The following is an 18,102-nucleotide window of genomic DNA, read 5'->3' as shown; positions in this document are numbered from 1 at the left end:
TACCAGTCGTGGACCAGGGAAAGCTAACAGTATGCTTGCCCCAGGTGAATCAGTTGCGGGCTGGCCAAATGCCAAATCCGCCCTGACCCGATTGGGGTAAAGTGTGCGGTTGTTCGGTTTCCGGTAGTGAGTTTCAATACCGCCAGAAGGCCGGCACAAACAGCGCCAGCACGGTGAAGTATTCCAGGCGGCCCAGAATCATGGCGCCGGACAGGATCCAGATGCCGATATCGCTAACCGGCTGAAAGTTGCTACCCACCTGGCCAAACCCGGGCCCCAGCACATTGATGCAGGCCGCCACGGCCGTAAAGGAAGACCAGAAATCCAGCCCGGTGCCCATCAGCATAAGGGTAATCACCAGCGTGCTGCCCGCGGCGAAAGACATAAAGCCCATTACGGCGTCGCGGATATCGTTGTCCACTTCATCACCCTGATAACGCAGCGACAACACAGCCTGGGGGTGAAGAATCTGCCGGATCTCACGCCGTATCACCTTAAAGGTAATAATATCGCGGATGATTTTATTGCCGCCGGCCGTGGACCCTGCGCAACCTCCCAGGTAGGCACAAAACACCAGGAACATGGCAGTGACGGCAGGCCAGCTACTCAGATCGGCCGCCCCGTAACCGGTACTGGTGATAAAGGAAATCACATGAAAAGCAGAAAAACTCAGTGACTCCTCCCAGTCCGGATAGCGTCCCTCTTGGTGCAGATAGAAGGTCAGAATCAAGGTAAGGCCCGCCACCAGATAAAGGAACACGCGGGTTTCCTCGTCCTTCCAGTAAAGCCTTGGGGTGGTGGAATGCAGCACCCTGAAATGCAGGGCAAAACTGATAGCCCCAAGCAGCATAAAAACATTGGAAACAGCCAGCAACGTATGACTCTGAAAATACCACATACTGGCGTCATGGGTGGAGAAACCGCCGGTGGAGACAGTGGTAAAACTATGGGCAATAGCATCATAGGGGCTCATACCGCCGAAATAATAAGCCAGCGCACATAAAAAAGTGATCAGCAGGTAGATAAACCACAGGTAGTGAGCGGTATTGGCAATGCGGGGGGTGAGCCGGTCATCTTTTACCGGCCCGGGAGTCTCTGCTTTAAGCAGGCGCATACCCCCCACATTCAGCATGGGCAATACGGCCACCACAAAGATCACCACGCCTAATCCCCCCATCCATTGCAGGAATTGCCGGTAGAGCAGAAATGACTTAGGCATATTGTCCAGGCCGGTCAGAATGGTGGCCCCTGTGGTGGTCAGAGCGCTGATGGACTCAAATACTGCATCGGTAAAGCTGACATCCGTCACCAGCATAATGGGAAAACCACCCAACAGGCCGGTCACAATCCAGGTCAGGGTCGCGAACATCAATGCATCACGAAACGACACCTTGCTAAGGTCTGTCTTGCTGGTTGCCACTGTGATCAACAAGGAAGCCAGCAGCATTACCCCTGCCGGCTCCAAGAAGGCAGCCGCAACCCTGTCCCTGAACAGAAACAGGGACAACAAACCGAAACAAAGCTGCACTACTCCCATCCACAGGACAGGCATGGATAACAAGCGAGTGGTATTTCTGGCATTGACCATAGAAGACCGCTCTCAATCCTGTGTGACGCTAAGATCAGGGTCTGGCTGAAAACGGTAACCGACGCCTGGCTCGGTGAGGATATAGCGCGGCGACTCGGCATCGTCTCCCAGCTTTTTGCGTACCTGGCTGATCAGGATGCGGACATAGTGGGTATCCTGAACGTGAAGGCTGCCCCATATGGCCTCAATCAGTTGCTGCTGGGTAACAAGCTGGCCGGGTCGGCTGGCAAGAAAACTGAGCAGGGAAAACTCCTTGCGGGTAAGCGACAAAGGCGCGCCCCCCAGCCATGCCTGCCAATTGACCAGGTCAATCACAAGATCGGAAAATTCCAGTCTCGAGGCAGGTGGGGACTCCTCTTGGCTACCTAGATCCCTCAGTAACACCCGAATCCTGGCCATCAGTTCTTTGACACCAAAGGGCTTGCTCAGATAGTCATTGGCTCCCCCTTCCAGCAGTTTAACTTTCTCTTCCTCGGCATCCCGGGCGGTCAGAACCAACACCGGCACCTTGCTCCACTGACGCAGGCGCCGCAGCACCCAGTAGCCGTCCTGATCCGGTAACCCCAGATCCAGGACGATCAAATCCGGCGACTCGCCGGAAGCCATAGCTACACCTTCTGCAGCCGTTTTTGCCTCAAAATAATCGAACCCCTCAGCGGTCAGGGAGATCCGCATAAATCGCCGGATCTGGGCCTCATCATCGATTACCAGAATTCGTGATTTCATCTTTGCTCCCCCCTACATACCGGCAGCCTCACGACAAAGGTGCTACCCGTGTCCACTGGCAGAATTTCCAGCCTGCCGCCATGGGCTTCAACAATACCTTTAGCCACCGCCAGCCCCAGACCAGTGCCCCCTTCCCCGGCATCGCCCTGGCGGGTGGAGTAGAACAGCTCAAAAACCTTGTCCCTGGTACGCAAGGGGATCCCGGGTCCCTGATCGGATACCTGGATGCTCAACCACTGAGAATCAGCACTGACACGGATCAGAACAGGGGAGCCTTGTGGTGAATACTTAAGGGCATTATCAATCAGGTTGTACAGGGCCTGAGCCAGCAGGTACTCACGCACCTGAACCTGGGGAAGAGGCCTGTCGAACTGCACCTGGATCCTGGGGCTGGCAAATCGCTCCGTGACGGCATTGATCACCTGCATAATGGATTGTTCGGACAGGTTGAGCCGCAGTTCACCGTGCTGGAGCTTGGTCGCCTGCAGCAGATTCTCCACATAACGGTGCAGGCGGTGGCTCTCGTCCAGGGCGGCAGTGAGCAGCTCTTGCTGCTCGGCGGGCGTCAGCCTGTGACCATACTCCTGCATGGTACTGAGGGTGCCGATAATACTGGACAAGGGGGTGCGCAGATCATGGGATACGGAAAGCAGAATACTGGAGCGCAACTGGGCTTTTTTCAGGGCTTCCTGCTGGCTGCGGTAGTAGACGGCCAGTTGGCTGGTAATCAGGGCAATTACCAGAAAAATCATCAGATTGACGATATCGTCAAGCTCTGTCATATGGAAGGAATAGCGGGGTTCGGTGAAGAAGTAATTGAACACCAGCGCTCCGAGCACACCGGCCAGAATGGCCGAGGGCCTTTCCTTCAATAACGCCACTGTGACCACCGCCAGCTGCAGCACCAGCAGCGTGCCCAGCTTGGGCATAAACCAAGCATCCAGCACGAAGCAGACCACTCCGGCCACCAATACCACAACGATAGTGAACAAAGTTTGATTTCGACTGAGGGCTTGGGTAATAGGCTGCAAGAAGATGATGAAGCCAGGGCTTCACTCTACAAACTGACTTGCTATCAATGTACCCAATTACCCGTCACAAGTAGCGTAAAATATGCGTAAAATTTTCTCAGGCTGCTGTCTGTTCGCGCAAAGAACGCTGGCAGGCCAGAGGCTCAATTAGGGCATGCTTTGCTTGGTGGCATGGCGTTCTCTGCGCACCATTTCACAAGATTGGAAGTGCTGACAACTGCCGGCACTTCCAAGGTTTGATTACATCGATGGACGGCTATCTGGCTGGCGTGCCATCGCCGCAGAACTGACAAAGTAACTCATCGGCCAAATATCATAGGCGCCAACCACAGGGAAACGAAGGTAACCAAACCTATGCACAGTAGATTGAGCACCAACCCGGCCCTGGCCATCTGCGGAATACTGATGTAACCGGACGAGAACACTATGGCATTGGGCGGGGTGGCCACCGGCAACATAAAGGCGCAACTGGCCGCCAGTGCCACCGGCACCGTCAGGCTGATCGGCGCCCCGCCGATCTCCAGGGCAATGGCCGCCACCACAGGTAAAAAGGTGGCAGCGGTGGCCAGGTTGCTGGTCATTTCCGTCAGGAAAATCACCATGGCCGTGGCGCTGAGTACCAGCACCAGGATGCCGAAAGCATTGAGATGCACCAGGCTCTGTCCCAGCCATTGTGCCAGTCCGGAACCGGATACGGCGGCTGCCAGGCTCAGACCTCCGCCAAACAGCAGCAAGATGCCCCAGGGAATATCACGCATATCCTCCCAGTCCATCAGGGCCGTCTGCTGATCGTTTCCGGCCGGCACGACAAACAATGCCAGAGTCGCCAGCATCGCGATACCGGCATCGGATAACCCCTCCAGTTGCAACCACTGCTCAAGCAGTGGCCGCGTCATCCAGCCCAGCGCCACCAGCGAAAAGATTAGTCCGACCCGCCATTCCGCCTTACTGGTCTTGCCCAGGGCCGTACGCTGGCGTACCAGTTTCTCTCTGGCCTGGGCCGGTGTGCTGAAATCCACCGGATAGATCCAGCGGGTCAGGCTCCACCAGGTCAGGGGCAGCAGGACAACGGCCAGCGGCACCCCCACCAGCATCCATTGGGCAAAGCCTATCTCCATGCCATAGGTCTCGCTCATAAAACCGGCCAGAAAGGCGTTGGGTGGAGTGCCCACCAGGGTCGTCATACCGCCGATGGTGGCGGCATAAGCAATACCCAGCAACAGCGACAACTGAAAATTGCGACGGGTACGAGCCGACACATTCTGATCATCCAGTTCCAGACTGGAGATGATCGACAGACCAATGGGCAGCAACATCATGGTGGTGGAGGTATTGGTCATCCACATGCTCAGAATCGCGCTGACCAGCATAAACCCCAGTATGATGGAGCGGGCCCCGGCGCTGACAAAGCTCAGGATAAAATAGGCGATACGCCGGTGCAGCCCACACTTTTGCATGGCTGAGGCAAGGACAAAGCCACCGAGAAACAGATAGATAGTGGGATTGGCGTAAGGTGCCGCAGCGGCTTTGATATCCAGTATGCCCAGCGGCGCAAAGCAGACCAGGGGTAACAGGGCCGTCACGGGCACCGGCACGGCTTCGGTGGACCACCAGATGGCCATCCAGATACCAATCGCCGCCGTCGCCCAGCCAACCTGACCCAGCGTCTCGGGGACGGGCATAGCCAGCATCAGCAAGGCACACAGCGGGCCGGCAAACAGGCTGATCTGCCGGTACCGGCCACGGCCACCCTGGCCGTTACCGGCATCCGCCGACAAATTTTGTTGCAACTCTGTCATACTTTATCCCCCGTTAACCGGGGGAACAGATACTTCACAGCATGGGGCGCTATATGGGCACTGTTGTGCCCCACCCCCTGCACGATCTCCAGCTTCCAGACCGGTTGTATCTGCCGGGCGCTGGCCCGGTTAATGACACCGGCATAAAACGCCAGGCCTCGGGCAAATACGTTCAACCCCTGTTGGTTGGCTGCCTCACTGTTACTCAAAGGCTTGGTTCTGGGCCCCAGATCCTGATCGGCCAGCATAATCGTCAGGGGGCGTTGCAGCCAGCTATCCACCTGTGTGGCATCCAAAGAAGTGCCTTTAAGACCAAAGGGAAAGGGCCTGTCCGGCTCAGGCAGTGTGAAAAAGGCTGCATTGGCCGATACGGCCTGGCTGACCGGAGCTGAGGGCCTTGCCAACATATACAGATGGACAAAGCCGCCTCCGGCGGAATGGCCATAGAGGGCAAACTGCTTCTGATTCGAGCCGAAGGCCTGAACAAAATCGCTAAAAACCTGCTCCGGCGCCAAGAAGAATTGCTGGTCAGATGGCCGGCTGTTACCCCGTGCGTCCAGCAGCCCGCCCAGGTTGTAATCATATTCTGTTGGGCAGACCTGGCGATCACAGCCAATGGCCAGGACGATAAATCCGTGCTGCATGGCCAGTTCATGCCAGTGGTCACGGTATTGATCGGCATTGCGCCTGGCGCCAGGGATAACCATCAGTATGGGCGTGTCCGCGTTACTGTCTGCCGGGACGCTGAATTGGATATCCAGCTCGCCGCCGGCCCAGCCACCGAAGCTGTAGTGGCCTTTTTCGCTGTGTTGCCAGGGTTGGCTGTGGGCAGCCATTGCCGGACTGGCCAGCACCCATAACAAAGCTGTCAGTAACATGAGTCTTAGTTGCAACATATTGTGATCCTGTGGTGAAACAGGCGGGACTGGCCCGCCTTGACAAGGTGATGGGTCAGAAGCTGGCTTTCACATCCAGATAGAAATAACGGCCGTAGTCCTGATGGGCATCTTCGAAGAAACCAAATGAAGAGGCCGCCAGCGGCGCCCGCTCGTCAGTTAGGTTCTTAACACCAAGGCGGAAGCGGGTTTCGGCCTCATAAAGCTTGGTGTGATAGTCGAAGGTCGCATCCAGCGTCGTCATGGCCGGAATCACATAACGGGTGCCGTCCTCCAGGGTCAGGGCGCTCTGGTAGAATTCGCCGATACGATACCCCAGTAACGAAGCCCCGTACTGCCCCTTGCGCCAACTGACCCGCAGGCTGTGCTTCTCATCCTGGTGTCCGTCGCGGCCAACCAGGTCGGCAAAGCCGCCCACCGGATAACTTTCAGGCAACAGACCGCTTTGCTGGGCCTCCACCAGCACGGCGGCATCGCCACCGGCCTGTTGCTCAAACTTGTCCAGGAAGGAGCCATTGTAGTCCAGCTTGAAGCGGCCAATATCGGTATTCAGATCGTAATAGATGCCCAGGTCATAGCCCTGCACCGTGCGGGTATCCAGATTGGCGTAACGATCATCGATGAAGTTGATGTTGCCGGCCGGACAGATACCGGCATTGGTGAAGAATGCGGCGTTATCCGCATCCACCGCCTCACGATTCACTGCCGGGTTAAACCCTGCGCCGCTGCAGTTATCCAGTCCCTGTTCCAGACGCTGGATGAGATCCAGCAAGGTATGGTTTTCCTCGCCAAACAAACCGATAGTGTTTTTCTTCTTAATGGACCAGAAGTCCAGGGTCACCGCCAGACCTTCCAGCGGCTCCACTACGATGCCCACAGAAGTATTGTCGGACTCTTCCGGCTGCAGATCCTCACTGCCCTGGGCCACCCGTTGCAAAGAATAATTGCAGTCCAGTGCCTCCTGCTGTGGATCGCCGCCGTTTTCAGCCGCATACAGGCAAACATAATCAGTTCGGGTCTGGTTCCTGGCGACAATGTCCTCATTAATGGTCACCAGGTTCGGCGCACGGAAAGCCTCGGACCAGGAACCGCGAACCAACACTGGCTCAAAGGGCCGCCAGCCAAAGGCAACCTTGCCCACCGTGGTGTCCCCCACATCGGAGAAATCCTCGTAACGCAGGGCCAGCTGCACATCCAGGCTTTCCAGCACCGGCACCTGCAGTTCAGCAAACACCGATGACACCTCGCGCTCACCGCGACTGTCCGGCGTCGGACTGGAATTCACCACATCCGACACATAGGGGTAGGTGTCCCCGTCCTGGTCAACGAACTGGATAGTGCCGTCCAGGCGAGGATCCCTGTCGTCGAAGAAAGACTCCTCCCTATACTCAAAGCCGGTGACAAAACCCAGCCAGCCGGCCGGCAGTTCATACAGATAAGGAGTGGAAAACTTGACATCGAAGGTCCTCAGTTCCGACTCGCTGACCCGGCTCACATCGATCAGGGCTCGCTCGATATTGCTGTTCACCCCGCCGCTGAAAGGGTTGTAGGCCGCTTCGGTGGTGTCGTTGAGCGCTTCTTGCATCAGGATGTTGGAGACCCGGTTGTGGGTAATGTCCTCTTTGCGGTCTTTGGACCAGGACAGGGCGGTTTCCCAGTCCCAGTCACCCAGGTTGCCGCGCAGCCCCTGCAGGAAGCGAAAGGTACGGCCGTCGTTATCCACAGTGCGTGGCAGTTCGGCAAAGCGATAGTTGTCTATCTCCAGGGCCAGTCCCTCACAGGGTACATCGCCTCCGATAAGGCTGTCCGGCAGGCGATTCGGTGACCCGCAAGGTCCCAGCGGATTGTAATAGCTGTCCGCCGGCATTATAAATTTGGACGTGGAAACCGGCGCAGTGGGATGGCGAATCAGGTTGGTCTTTGATTGATAGGCCAGGATCTCGGTAAAGGCTTCCCAGCCGTTGTCGAATACATGATTAATGTTCATGAACAGATTGAGGCGGTCCAGCTTGGAGGTCAGATCGCGATTTTCGTTCATGTTGTAGCGGTAGGTGCCCTGCCCATCTGGTGCAGCGCACAGTCCGTTGCCAATTTCGTACATACAGCGGGGATCGCCCACCGGGTAGGTTTCAAACTCACCGCTACCATCCACCAGATCGTTCTGACGCAGGCTGTGGCCGGCACCTATACGATCCAGAATATCGAATTGTCCATATAGGGAGTTTGCGCTGTCGTTGACAAATTCGGAGTGCCCGTACCAGGGCGAATCAGGCGACAACCGATCAGTGAGATCGGCGTTGGACCAGCGGGGATCGTCCTGGGAATTGACCCGCCCCCGCTGGTAGTAGTTGAAGATCATGCCGACATTGGTGCGACCCTCGTTGAAGAATTTTCCCCACTGCATGGACAGGGTCTGGTCGTCACGGGGCAGATGCTCGAACTCAGTCCATTTCAACCTGACATTGAAGCCCTCATAGTCCGTGGGGGTGACGGTATTGACCACGCCGGCCACCGCATCGGCGCCATAGATGGCCGAGGCGCCGTCGCGCAGCACTTCCACCCGCTTGATACCGTACACCGGAATGGTCTGGGAATTGACGGTATTGACCGGCACAAAACTCCCGCCCACTTCCTCAGTCTGGTAAGACGCGGCGTTCACCATCCGCCGGCCGTTGAGCAGGACCAGGGTATTGCCGGTACCCAGGTTGCGCAAATTAAACGCGCCGATGTCACCCCGGGCCGCGTTGACGCCACCGCTGATGTTGCCGGCCTCATTGAAAAAGTTTTGCCCGTTCTCAGGTATCAGTTGCAGCAGCTCGTCACCCGAATCGATGCCCAGCATCTCTATCTCTTCGCCGCTCAGTTGCGACATGGCCAGGGCTTCGCTGATTTCCGCTCCTTTGATCTGCGAACCCACCACGGAGATCTTTTCCACGTCCGCCGCAGCGGGGGCAGTTTGGGCCAGGGCCGGCGCGCTCAAAACAGAGGCCAGCGCCACCCACTGCAGGGGCTTGTTACTAAGGTATCTGTGTCTGATTATCTGTGTTATTGGATTTATCATTGTTGTACCTGATCAGTGCTTGGTTATGTTAATTCAATGTTTCAAGGGGCGAGCACGTTTTGTCGAAAATGGCTTAATTCCCCACAAAAAACTCACAGCATTAACCAATTTGCAACATACCGGCCAACATTCGCAAACAAGGATAAATCTTTTAAATACAAAGAGTTGATAAATATATACGGGGCGTGGTCGGTAGAAATGGGTGGTTCCCCACCCATTTCAAAGAAGGGCCGGGCGGGAATCCGCCCAAATGCCTTCGCCGGGGAGTAAACCTTTTTTGGACCAGCATCTTCAGCCTTTGAAATCGCCCTTATCCAGGCCGTATTTACGCATCTTGTCGTACAGGGTTTTACGCGGCAATCCCAGCTGCTGCTGCACGTCAATCAGCCTGCCTTCGTTCTCCTGCAGTGCGTCCTGCAACAGGGAGCGCTCAAAATGGCCGACCTTGTCGGCCAGCGTCATGCCGGTCTGGGCGCAGCCGTCACCGGATTTTTCCAATACCGATTCACCGCCCATCAGCACAAAGCGTTCGGCGGTATTGCGCAGTTCCCGGATATTGCCCGGCCAATTGTGGGATTGCAGACGATAAAGTTGTTCAGCATCCAGCTTGGGCGCATCGGTGCCAAAGCGGCTGCTGGCAATAGCGGTAAAATGCTGGAACAACAGCGAAATATCTTCCTTGCGCTCCCGTAAGGGTGGAATCTGCACATTGAGTACGTTCAACCGGTAATAAAGATCCTCACGAAACTCGCCCCGAGCCACCAGCTCCTTGAGATCCACCTTGGCGGCAGCCACAAAACGGATATCCAGATCCACCACCTTGTTACTGCCCAAAGGTTCGATCTTTCTCTCCTCCAACACCCGTAACAACTTGATTTGCAGGGGCATGGGCATGCTTTCTATTTCATCCAGGAAGAAGGTACCGCCGTTGGCATATTCGATTTTTCCCACCCGTCGCTTCTGGGCACTGGTAAAGGCGCCAGCTTCGAAGCCGAACAACTCACTTTCGATCATGGTTTCGGGAATGGCGCCGCAGTGATGGCGACAAAGTTCTCGCTGGCCCGCTTGCTGTTGTAATGCAGGTAGCGGGCAACCAGATCTTTACCCGAACCTGTCTCCCCCCGGATCAACACATCGGCCGGAATGTCCTTGATCCGGGCCAGCAACCGCCTCAGTTCCCTGATTTGCGGATGATGACCCAGAATGCGTGGCCCGGCGGCCCCCTGTGCCGACAGTTCATCCTTGAGCTCACGATTTTCCAGTACCAGCTTGCGTTTATCGGATGCCCTTCTTAATACGTCCAGCAGGTGTTCATTGGAAAAGGGTTTTTCCAGAAAATCGTAAGCACCAATACGCATGGCATCCACCGCCGTGGAAATATCCCCATGTCCGGTCAGCATGATGACCGGCAATTCAGGATCCAGCTTCAGTGCCTGTTTGAGAAAAGCAATGCCGTCCATGCCGGGCATATTGATATCGGTGACCACCACCCCAGGCCAGTTGGGCTCAAGGGTGGACAATGCCTCACTGGCCTGGCTGAAGACACTGGTGCCATAGCCTTCAAGGTGCAACAGTTGTTTCAGCGCGTTGAGAATGGCCGGCTCGTCGTCTATCAGGATAACCGGTGACGTCATAAGCTCTCCTCCGTCATGTGGCGATTCAGGCTGACCACAAACCTGGCGCCGCCCCGGGTGCGATTCTCGGCATGGATCTGCCCGTTAAAGGATTCGACAATCCGCTTGGAGATGGTAAGTCCCAGCCCCAGCCCCTGGCCCTTGGTGGTATAAAAGGGTTCGAACACCTTATCCAGCTCGTCATCGGCAAAACCAGGACCGTTATCTTCCACCAACAGAACCACCTGTTGATCCTGCACTTCGACTCTCAGCCCTATCTGTGGGGTGGGATGGTCGCTCACCGCCTGCAGGGCGTTGTTCAGCAGGTTGATGATCACCTGTTCCAGCGGCACTGCGTCCGCCATGACCTGTAGGGTCTCAGTCAGGCCCTGGGGCTCAATGTGGATACCCATTTTCTGAATTTTGCTGTCCAGTATGGCCAGCGAGGCGGACAGGGTTTCGGCTACCGAGACCGGCCCGGTCTTACCAGCCGACTTGCGGGCAAAGAGTTTGTACTGGCCGATGATTTTGGCCATCATCTTATTCAGTTTGAGGATCTCGTCGGCGTTGTCACTGACGGCCCGTGTTTCCCCCCGCTTCGCCAGCATCTGCAGGGTTTCGGTATAAATACGCATGGCAGCCAGGGGCTGGTTCAGTTCGTGGTTGATACTGGCGGCCATCTCACCGAGCATGGCCAGCTTGCCGGCCTGGATCAGCTCATTCTGGGTGCGTTTGAGGGTCAGCTCGGTTTGCCGGTATTTGTCGATAATTTCCTTAAGCTGTTCATTGGACTGGCTGAGCTCGGCAGTGCGTTCCTCCACCCGGTGCTCCAGGCGCTCGTTAATAGCCGCCAGCTGTTTTCGTGCATCGACTGTCCTGCGCCAGGAAAAACTGATCAGATACACCAACACAAACAGCAGGGAATACAGCAGCAGGCTCCAGATCACATACTGATGGATCAGGGAGACCGGTGCCAGGGCAAACAGGCGCCATCCCACCGGGCTCATGTCCTTGTGCACCTGCAAAAAAGCCACCTGGCGACCGTCTTTTTCCAGCCTGAGCCCGGGTTCGTCCAGTAACTTCTGCATATGGGAAGACTTGGTCAGGGTGGCGATGGGTCCGCTGCCGTACTGTTTCTGCGCAAGTAGTTGCGTCTCCACCTGAGGAGCCAGTGCCGCCAGGGTTTGGTAGTTCCAACCTGGATATGAGCTGTAGAAGACCACGCCGTGGATATCGGTCAGCAAAAAGTCGAAGGGGTCCCCCAGCCAGCTATCCTCCAGCGCCGACAGCGCTACCTTGATCACCAGCACCCCGGTGACCTCTTCATTTTGTAGTACCGGATAAGAAAAATAGTAACCACGGCGGCCCGACACCGTACCCAGGGCGAAGTAACTGCCCGCCACCCCACCCAGGGCCTGCTGGAAATAGGGGCGGAACCGATAGTCGCTGCCCACAAAACTCTCCGGGGACTGCCAGTTGCTGGAGGCCAGGGTAATCCCACGGGTATCGACCAGATAAACCACATCGCTTGACAGGTATTGGTTATAGCGGCTCAGCAGTTTGTTGGCAGCCTCCAGTGAACTGGCATCCGCGTTTGTCAGTGCCAGGCCGAGCGTCGGATGCAGGGTCAACACTTTAGGCAGAGTGCGGTATTTGTCCAGTTCAATTTCCAGTTTGGAACTCAATTCCACCAGGCGCTGCCTGGCTTGCTCCTCAATACTATTTTCACCCTGGCGATAAGCCAGCACCCCCACCCCCAGGGCTAGCAGACTCCAAGTCAGCACTACCAGCAACAGGTGAGATGAAAACCCCCAGACGCTCTGATGACCGTGGGGATAAGCCACAGAGGAAGACTTTATAGACAAGACATACCGCCCATAGGAGATTAACAACCAGGTAACAAGCGGCCCTCATTATTAAGATTTACCCTGACAATGAAAAGCACTGAATACTTAACATCGCTTTATCAACTGGCAAGTGACCACTGAAATCCTCCCCGGGAGGTATTGCCTCACCAGAGGAGGTACCTCTTGATAGCAGCTTGATTCCGGGGCAGTAAGATGCCATCTTGCCGGCCCCTGACTTTACTTTAAACATGATAATAAGTATCATTTGCGGACCACAATTCCGCTGGGAAAATAATGACTAAGTTAATCAGACATTCGCGCAGTTTATTTATCGTCCTGAGTTTGTCCCTTGGACTGGTCAGCCAGCCGTCGCTGGCTAACGGTGAAGTCGGCGAGCATGTAAACAATCTTCACGCCCACCTGAGTCAGTACACAGAAGAGGTGAGCTGGCTGGTGAATAAATTTGACGCGGTGGTGGACAGCTACCAAAAAGCCGGCAAAGAAGCCAACACTGATGTGATGATCGAGTACTGGGAAGAGGTAAACTTCCACGCTGCCATCGAAACCAACTATGTGCCTGTCTACGCCCTGATCTGGCAGGGTATTTATGGGGTCAAGCAAGCCATTGACCAGGGCGTGCCGGTGGCAAAAGTCCGTGAAGAACAGCTCAAACTGGAGCAGGCCCTTTTCCAGGCCCTGGGCGCGGTCAAGCTGGCAGCCCAGTATCAGCAGCAGGGTTTGCTGGCCAAAGTGCAAACTACTGAAACCGAAATGGCCTCAGGGCCACAGACGCTCGAAGAGATAAAGCATCAGCTCGACCGGGTAGTCGCCAAGTACGCAGAAAAACTCGTTGATGTGGCCACCACTATGGTACATGACACCTATCTGCAGCGTTTTGAAGGAGTGGAAGGTGCACTGATCGAGCAGGATGCCGCTCTGGTCGAGTCCCTGGAAAAAGATTTTAACGTGACTCTGCCAAAAGCCTTGCAGGCCCAAGCCGATGTGGAAGAAGTCCGCCAAATAGTGCAGAGCATGCAGGCCAAACTGCACGAGGCCAAGGCCTTGCTCGAAAAAGCCGAGAAAAACCGACAAGACGTATTCTAGAGGACATTCCCTTGCAACGCAGAACCTTTATCCAGTCGCTGGCTGCCGTAGGTGCCCTTGGCTTTCTGCCCTCCGGCGTCAGTCGTGCGCTGGCACAGGAGGCACAAGCCTTGTCGGTGGAGCAGTTACCAGCCCTGGAAGGTAACCTGACGCTGTATCTGGGCCGCGGCGAAGGCGGTCTTTATGAAAATGTGCTGGATGCTATCCGTAAGCGCAATCCAAAACTGAATCTGCAAATCCGCCGCGGCGCCACCGCGGCGCTGACCAATACCATCGTTGCTGAGGCCAAGGCCGGTGTACGCCGGGCCGATCTGTTCTGGGCGGTGGACTCAGGTGCCATTGGCCTTATCACAGATGAAGGGCTGGCTCGTGAGCTGCCCACTGATTTGACCGCGCAGCTCAAAACTGGTTTTCAGTACCCCCGCTGGACGCCGGTCACCGGCCGTATCCGTACCCTGCCCTTTAATACCGAAAAACTGAGCAAGGAACAGATTCCAGACAGCATTATGGCTCTGGCCGACAGTAAGTTGTCCATCGGCTGGGCTCCTGCCTATGCCGCCTTCCAGTCCTTTGTCACCGCCATGCGCCTGCTCGAAGGTGAAAAAGCCACGGCGGACTGGCTGCGCGGTGTGAGCCGTCATGCCAAAACCTATGCCGGTGAGCTAGGCGTAGTGATGGGCGTAGAACGGGGCGAAGTAGATCTCGGCCTGGCCAATCATTATTACACCCTGCGCCTGAAATCGGGTAAGCCCGATGCCAGATTGGATCTGGCCTTTACCCGCAACGATGCCGGCTGTCTGGTCAACGCCTCAGGGGTCCTTGCGCTGAGCGAGGGCGACCTGCCGATTAACTTTATCCGTTACCTGCTGACCAAAGAAGTGCAGTCCTATCTGTCCTCCGAGGCCTACGAGATCCCCATGGTGTCCGGGCTCTCACCGCCAGAGGGCCTGCCCCTGCTTTCCAGTCTGTCGCCACCAAAAGTGGATCTGCGACAACTGGCGGACTTAAGGCCCACACTCAGCCTGATGCGAAAAGTCGGCGTGCTATGAGCCGATGGCCCAGATCCTACCTGCCCGCACTGCTGATTGCACTGCTGGCCCTGGCCCCGATCGGCGTGCTGTTTGCCCTGGCTTCAGACAGCCTGGCGCTGTTCGACAGCCATAACTTGCGGGTGCTGACCAACACCCTGTTGCTCCTGGTGCTGACTATGCTTGGCGCCACCCTGATTGGGGTGCCCCTGGCGCTACTCACCGCCTATGTGCAGTTGCCCTGGCCTCGCCTGTGGCTGATTCTGCTGGCAGCGCCCCTTGCCCTGCCCAGCTATATCGGCGCCTTCACCCTGTATGCCGCCTTTGGCCCCGGCGGTGAAATCGAAAATCTGCTCGGTCTGCCCACCCCAACCATGGATGGCTTATGGGGGGCGGCGCTGGTGATGTCCCTGTACACCTATCCCTTTGTGATGATGACCACCCGCGCCTCCCTGCTGAGTCTGGATGCCAGCCTGGTCAATGCCGCCCGCACCCTGGGTATGTCGCTTATCGCCTGTCTGTGGTGGGTGGTGCTGCCAAGGGTGTTCACCGGCATTGCCGCCGGTGCGTTACTGGCCGCCCTGTATGCCCTGTCGGACTTCGGTACCCCGGCCATCATGCAGTTGGATACCTTCACCCGGGTAATCTTTGTGGAGTACAACGCTTTTGGCCTGGGTCAGGCGGCCATGTTGTCGCTGCAGTTGATGGTGATCGTCGGTCTGGTGCTGTTTATGGAATCCCGTGTCAAAGGCAGTACCGAACGTCCGGGACGACAACTGACCCTCTGGCCGGCCCGCTGGCAGACCAGCCTGATGCTGTTAAGTGCCATGCCGGTTGTTTTGCTGGCCATCGTGTTGCCGCTGACGATTTTCTTCGCCTGGCTGATCCGCGAAGGCACCGGTGGTTTTGAATGGCAGTTTGCCTGGAATTCCGCCCATGCCTCCCTGCTGGCCGCCCTGGTGGCGGTCATTCTGGCGGTACCCGTGGCGCTGGCCGCCATTGCCGGCCCTTTTGGTCGTCTGCTGGAGCGTATTACTTATCTGGGCTTTGGCGTACCAGGGATAGTCATGGGCACGGCGCTGGTGTATCTGGGCCTGCAACTGCCGTTTTTGTATCAGACCCTGGCCTTATTGGTGCTGGCCTATGTGATGCGCTTTTTGCCCCTTGCCGTGGGCACGGTGCGTTCCACCGCCGAGCGACTCGATCCCAGCATGGTCAAGGCCGCCCGTCTGCTTGGCGCCAGTCCGGCTGAAGCTTTTCGCCGTATTACCCTGCCCCTGACCATGCGTGGTATGGTGGCGGGTGCCGCCCTGGTCTTCCTGGAAGCCATGCGCGAACTTCCGGCCACCCTGATGCTGGGTCCAACCGGCTTTGAAACCCTGGCCACCTATTTGTGGCGTGTTTATGAAGCCGGTTACTTTGGTCGTGCCGCTGTCCCCGGGCTGTTGCTGATTTTGATTTCCGCTGTGGGACTGGCGCTGATGTTATCCGGTGAACGCCGGGCCGAATTTGCACTTACAGAGGATCACCGCCGTTAATGCTGAAGGTTAGCAATCTGTCCGTAAACTATGGCGACACCCCAGTGGTGAAGCAACTGAACCTGGCGTTGGACAGGGACGAAATCATGATGCTGGTGGGTCCCACCGGCTGTGGCAAAACCACTATATTGCAGGCGCTTGCCGGTCTGATCCCCATTACCGAAGGCGAAATCAATCTGGGCAGTTGGTCGGCTACCGCCACCAAGATGGTGCCACCGGAGAAGCGCAATGTGGGCATGGTGTTTCAGGACTTTGCCCTGTTTCCCCATCTGACGGTGGAGCAGAACGTGTGTTTTCGTCTGAAAAACACCGAACTGGCCGATCACTGGCTGAAGTTGCTTGGCCTTGAAGGCTTGCGTCGGGCCAAACCGGCCAATCTCTCCGGCGGACAGAAGCAGCGGGTAGCCCTGGCCAGGACCCTGGCCCACGAACCCGCCTTTGTGTTGCTGGACGAACCCCTTTCCAACCTGGATGCCGCCCTTAAGGACAGTCTGCGCTGGGAAATCCGCAATGCCCTCAAAACCGCCGGCGTACCGGCCATCTGGGTCACCCATGACCAGGAAGAAGCCCTGTCGGTGGGCGACAGGGTCGGCATTCTCAACCGCGGCAGGCTGGAACAGATAGCCGATCCTGAAACCTGTTTTGCCGAGCCGGCGAATCGCTTTGTTGCCCGCTTTTTAGGCGAAGCCAGCTTCCTGCCCGGCCAGCTTCAAGGACAGGACGTGCTCACCGAACTGGGTAACGTACCGGGCAAGGCAATGGACTGCGCGAGCGGACAGGTGGAACTGCTGCTACGTCCGGACGATCTGTCACTGGTCGCTGAAACCGATAAAGGCAACGCGGTGGTAGACTGGGTCCGCTACGAAGGCGGCAGCAAGCTTTATTGCGTGACTCTGGACTCAGGACACAGCCTGCGCGTCAGGGTCAGCCATGAACAACATAGCAAGCCCGGCGAACGGGTTAGCATCGCCATCACCACCAACCATCCGCTGGCGGCCTTTGCGCAACAGGCGGACATAGCCGGCTAGTTCGTTCCTTGGTCAGTCTGATAAAGCTTATCGAACTTGTTTTTCAGCAAGGTCACGGCCGGCTGGCCGCCCTTATCTGTGCCAAATACGGACAGCTCAGTAATGGCGCCTGTATGCGGGTTATAAACAGAAACAAAGGCAGAGCGCGCGGCCTGCTTGTCGCATCTATTGTCTCCCCCCTGTTCCTCACCGGCCTTCAGTGCAAGCATCAGCCGGGTGGCGAAGGCGCCTTTCCTGCCCTGCTCGAACGCGGCATAGGCCTGACTGATCACCTTTTCATCCACCAGGATATTGCCCAGTACCGCAACGTCATGGCCAAGCCTGGAACCCTGCCATGATGTGATTTCCTTGCCGGAATAAACCAGGGGGCAGTGTTTTGCTGAAGTAAAATAACGCCGTATTGTTGCCGTTCTGGGCTGAAATTATCCGCCTTCATGGCCTCCAGGATGGTCTCAGCGGAGCTGTCTTCCTGCATCTTTTTTACCCCTTCCATACGGGCAAAGTAGTTGCTCGCTGCCTGCACCACAATAGCGCCCTTGCCGGGCACAATAGAGGCGACCCCGGAAACATCAAAAGTGCAAGACGCGCCGGCGATACCGATTTCACCGGTATCTCTGTCCACCGCGATCACAGACCAGGTGGCCCGGGCCGGCAAACTGAAGGCTGTGACAAAGACCAGAATAATTAAGACAGACAGTCGTCCTGTGGTGCTGAGCATGGAATCTCCTCCGTCGATTTGTGGTTATGACATACCTTTATCAGACTTTAGTCGTGCGACAGTCCGCATTGGTTTAAACGCCGGATACCAAAGATTGGCTGCATGGCAGCAGCTCCTTCTATAAG

The 18,102-nt window shown here is 56.5% G+C and carries 14 protein-coding genes and 1 pseudogene; 4 read left to right on the top strand and 11 right to left on the bottom strand.

What is annotated here, in order from left to right; all coding sequences use genetic code 11:
* Positions 1-133: 133 nt before the first annotated feature.
* From J0A66_RS09555 to J0A66_RS09520, 9 genes and pseudogenes are all read right to left on the bottom strand, one after another.
* On the bottom strand, positions 134-1,588 hold the full coding sequence (locus tag J0A66_RS09555; protein WP_206573570.1) for a TrkH family potassium uptake protein: 1,455 nt from the start codon (positions 1,586-1,588) through the stop codon (positions 134-136).
* 12 nt (positions 1,589-1,600) lie between these two features.
* Entirely contained in the window at positions 1,601-2,314 is a 714-nt protein-coding gene (locus J0A66_RS09550) for a response regulator (RefSeq protein WP_206573569.1), read from the bottom strand.
* Positions 2,311-3,306, bottom strand: a complete 996-nt coding sequence (locus J0A66_RS09545; protein WP_206573568.1) for a sensor histidine kinase — start codon at positions 3,304-3,306, stop codon at positions 2,311-2,313. Before J0A66_RS09545 ends, J0A66_RS09550 begins: the two co-directional genes overlap by 4 nt.
* A gap of 338 nt (positions 3,307-3,644) precedes the next feature.
* Positions 3,645-5,144: an SLC13 family permease gene (locus J0A66_RS09540; protein ID WP_206573567.1), complete on the bottom strand. Its 1,500-nt coding sequence runs from the start codon at positions 5,142-5,144 to the stop codon at positions 3,645-3,647.
* Entirely contained in the window at positions 5,141-6,040 is a 900-nt protein-coding gene (locus tag J0A66_RS09535) for an alpha/beta hydrolase family protein (protein WP_206573566.1), read from the bottom strand. Before J0A66_RS09535 ends, J0A66_RS09540 begins: the two co-directional genes overlap by 4 nt.
* Before the next feature lie 55 nt (positions 6,041-6,095).
* Entirely contained in the window at positions 6,096-9,101 is a 3,006-nt protein-coding gene (locus J0A66_RS09530) for a TonB-dependent receptor domain-containing protein (RefSeq protein ID WP_206573565.1), read from the bottom strand.
* A gap of 291 nt (positions 9,102-9,392) precedes the next feature.
* Positions 9,393-9,563 carry a helix-turn-helix domain-containing protein gene (locus tag J0A66_RS23385; RefSeq protein WP_241264133.1) on the bottom strand — a complete coding sequence of 57 codons (171 nt, stop codon included), beginning with the start codon at positions 9,561-9,563 and terminating at the stop codon, positions 9,393-9,395.
* A gap of 90 nt (positions 9,564-9,653) precedes the next feature.
* Positions 9,654-10,735 (bottom strand): annotated as a pseudogene (locus J0A66_RS09525) (sigma-54-dependent transcriptional regulator); the annotation flags it as partial.
* Complete coding sequence (locus J0A66_RS09520; RefSeq protein WP_241264111.1) at positions 10,732-12,579, bottom strand: sensor histidine kinase; 1,848 nt, start codon at positions 12,577-12,579, stop codon at positions 10,732-10,734. The gene J0A66_RS09520 and the pseudogene J0A66_RS09525, both read right to left, overlap by 4 nt.
* Before the next feature lie 276 nt (positions 12,580-12,855).
* Here J0A66_RS09520 and J0A66_RS09515 point away from each other — a divergent pair, with 276 nt between their 5' ends.
* The 4 genes from J0A66_RS09515 to J0A66_RS09500 are packed head-to-tail and all read left to right on the top strand — an operon-like array spanning position 12,856 to position 17,259.
* On the top strand, positions 12,856-13,665 hold the full coding sequence (locus J0A66_RS09515) for a hypothetical protein (RefSeq protein ID WP_206573564.1): 810 nt from the start codon (positions 12,856-12,858) through the stop codon (positions 13,663-13,665).
* An 11-nt stretch (positions 13,666-13,676) separates the two neighbouring features.
* Positions 13,677-14,714, top strand: a complete 1,038-nt coding sequence (locus tag J0A66_RS09510) for an ABC transporter substrate-binding protein (protein ID WP_206573563.1) — start codon at positions 13,677-13,679, stop codon at positions 14,712-14,714.
* Positions 14,711-16,231 (top strand): ABC transporter permease, encoded by a 1,521-nt coding sequence (locus J0A66_RS09505; protein WP_206573562.1) that lies wholly within the window; start codon positions 14,711-14,713, stop codon positions 16,229-16,231. The genes J0A66_RS09510 and J0A66_RS09505 overlap by 4 nt, the downstream gene beginning before the upstream one ends.
* Positions 16,231-17,259, top strand: a complete 1,029-nt coding sequence (locus tag J0A66_RS09500) for an ABC transporter ATP-binding protein (protein ID WP_206573561.1) — start codon at positions 16,231-16,233, stop codon at positions 17,257-17,259. The genes J0A66_RS09505 and J0A66_RS09500 overlap by 1 nt, the downstream gene beginning before the upstream one ends.
* On the opposite strand, the gene J0A66_RS23585 is transcribed toward J0A66_RS09500, so the two are convergent.
* Entirely contained in the window at positions 17,256-17,603 is a 348-nt protein-coding gene (locus J0A66_RS23585; protein WP_338143879.1) for a DUF1028 domain-containing protein, read from the bottom strand. The genes J0A66_RS09500 and J0A66_RS23585 overlap by 4 nt on opposite strands.
* Positions 17,528-17,977 carry a DUF1028 domain-containing protein gene (locus J0A66_RS23580; RefSeq protein ID WP_206573560.1) on the bottom strand — a complete coding sequence of 150 codons (450 nt, stop codon included), beginning with the start codon at positions 17,975-17,977 and terminating at the stop codon, positions 17,528-17,530. Before J0A66_RS23580 ends, J0A66_RS23585 begins: the two co-directional genes overlap by 76 nt.
* Positions 17,978-18,102 lie beyond the last annotated feature (125 nt).

The organism is Bowmanella dokdonensis (assembly GCF_017254865.1).
Taxonomy (GTDB): domain Bacteria; phylum Pseudomonadota; class Gammaproteobacteria; order Enterobacterales; family Alteromonadaceae; genus Bowmanella; species Bowmanella dokdonensis.
The sequence above is the reverse complement of the archived record's forward strand: the minus strand, read 5'-3'. Positions and strand labels throughout refer to the sequence as shown.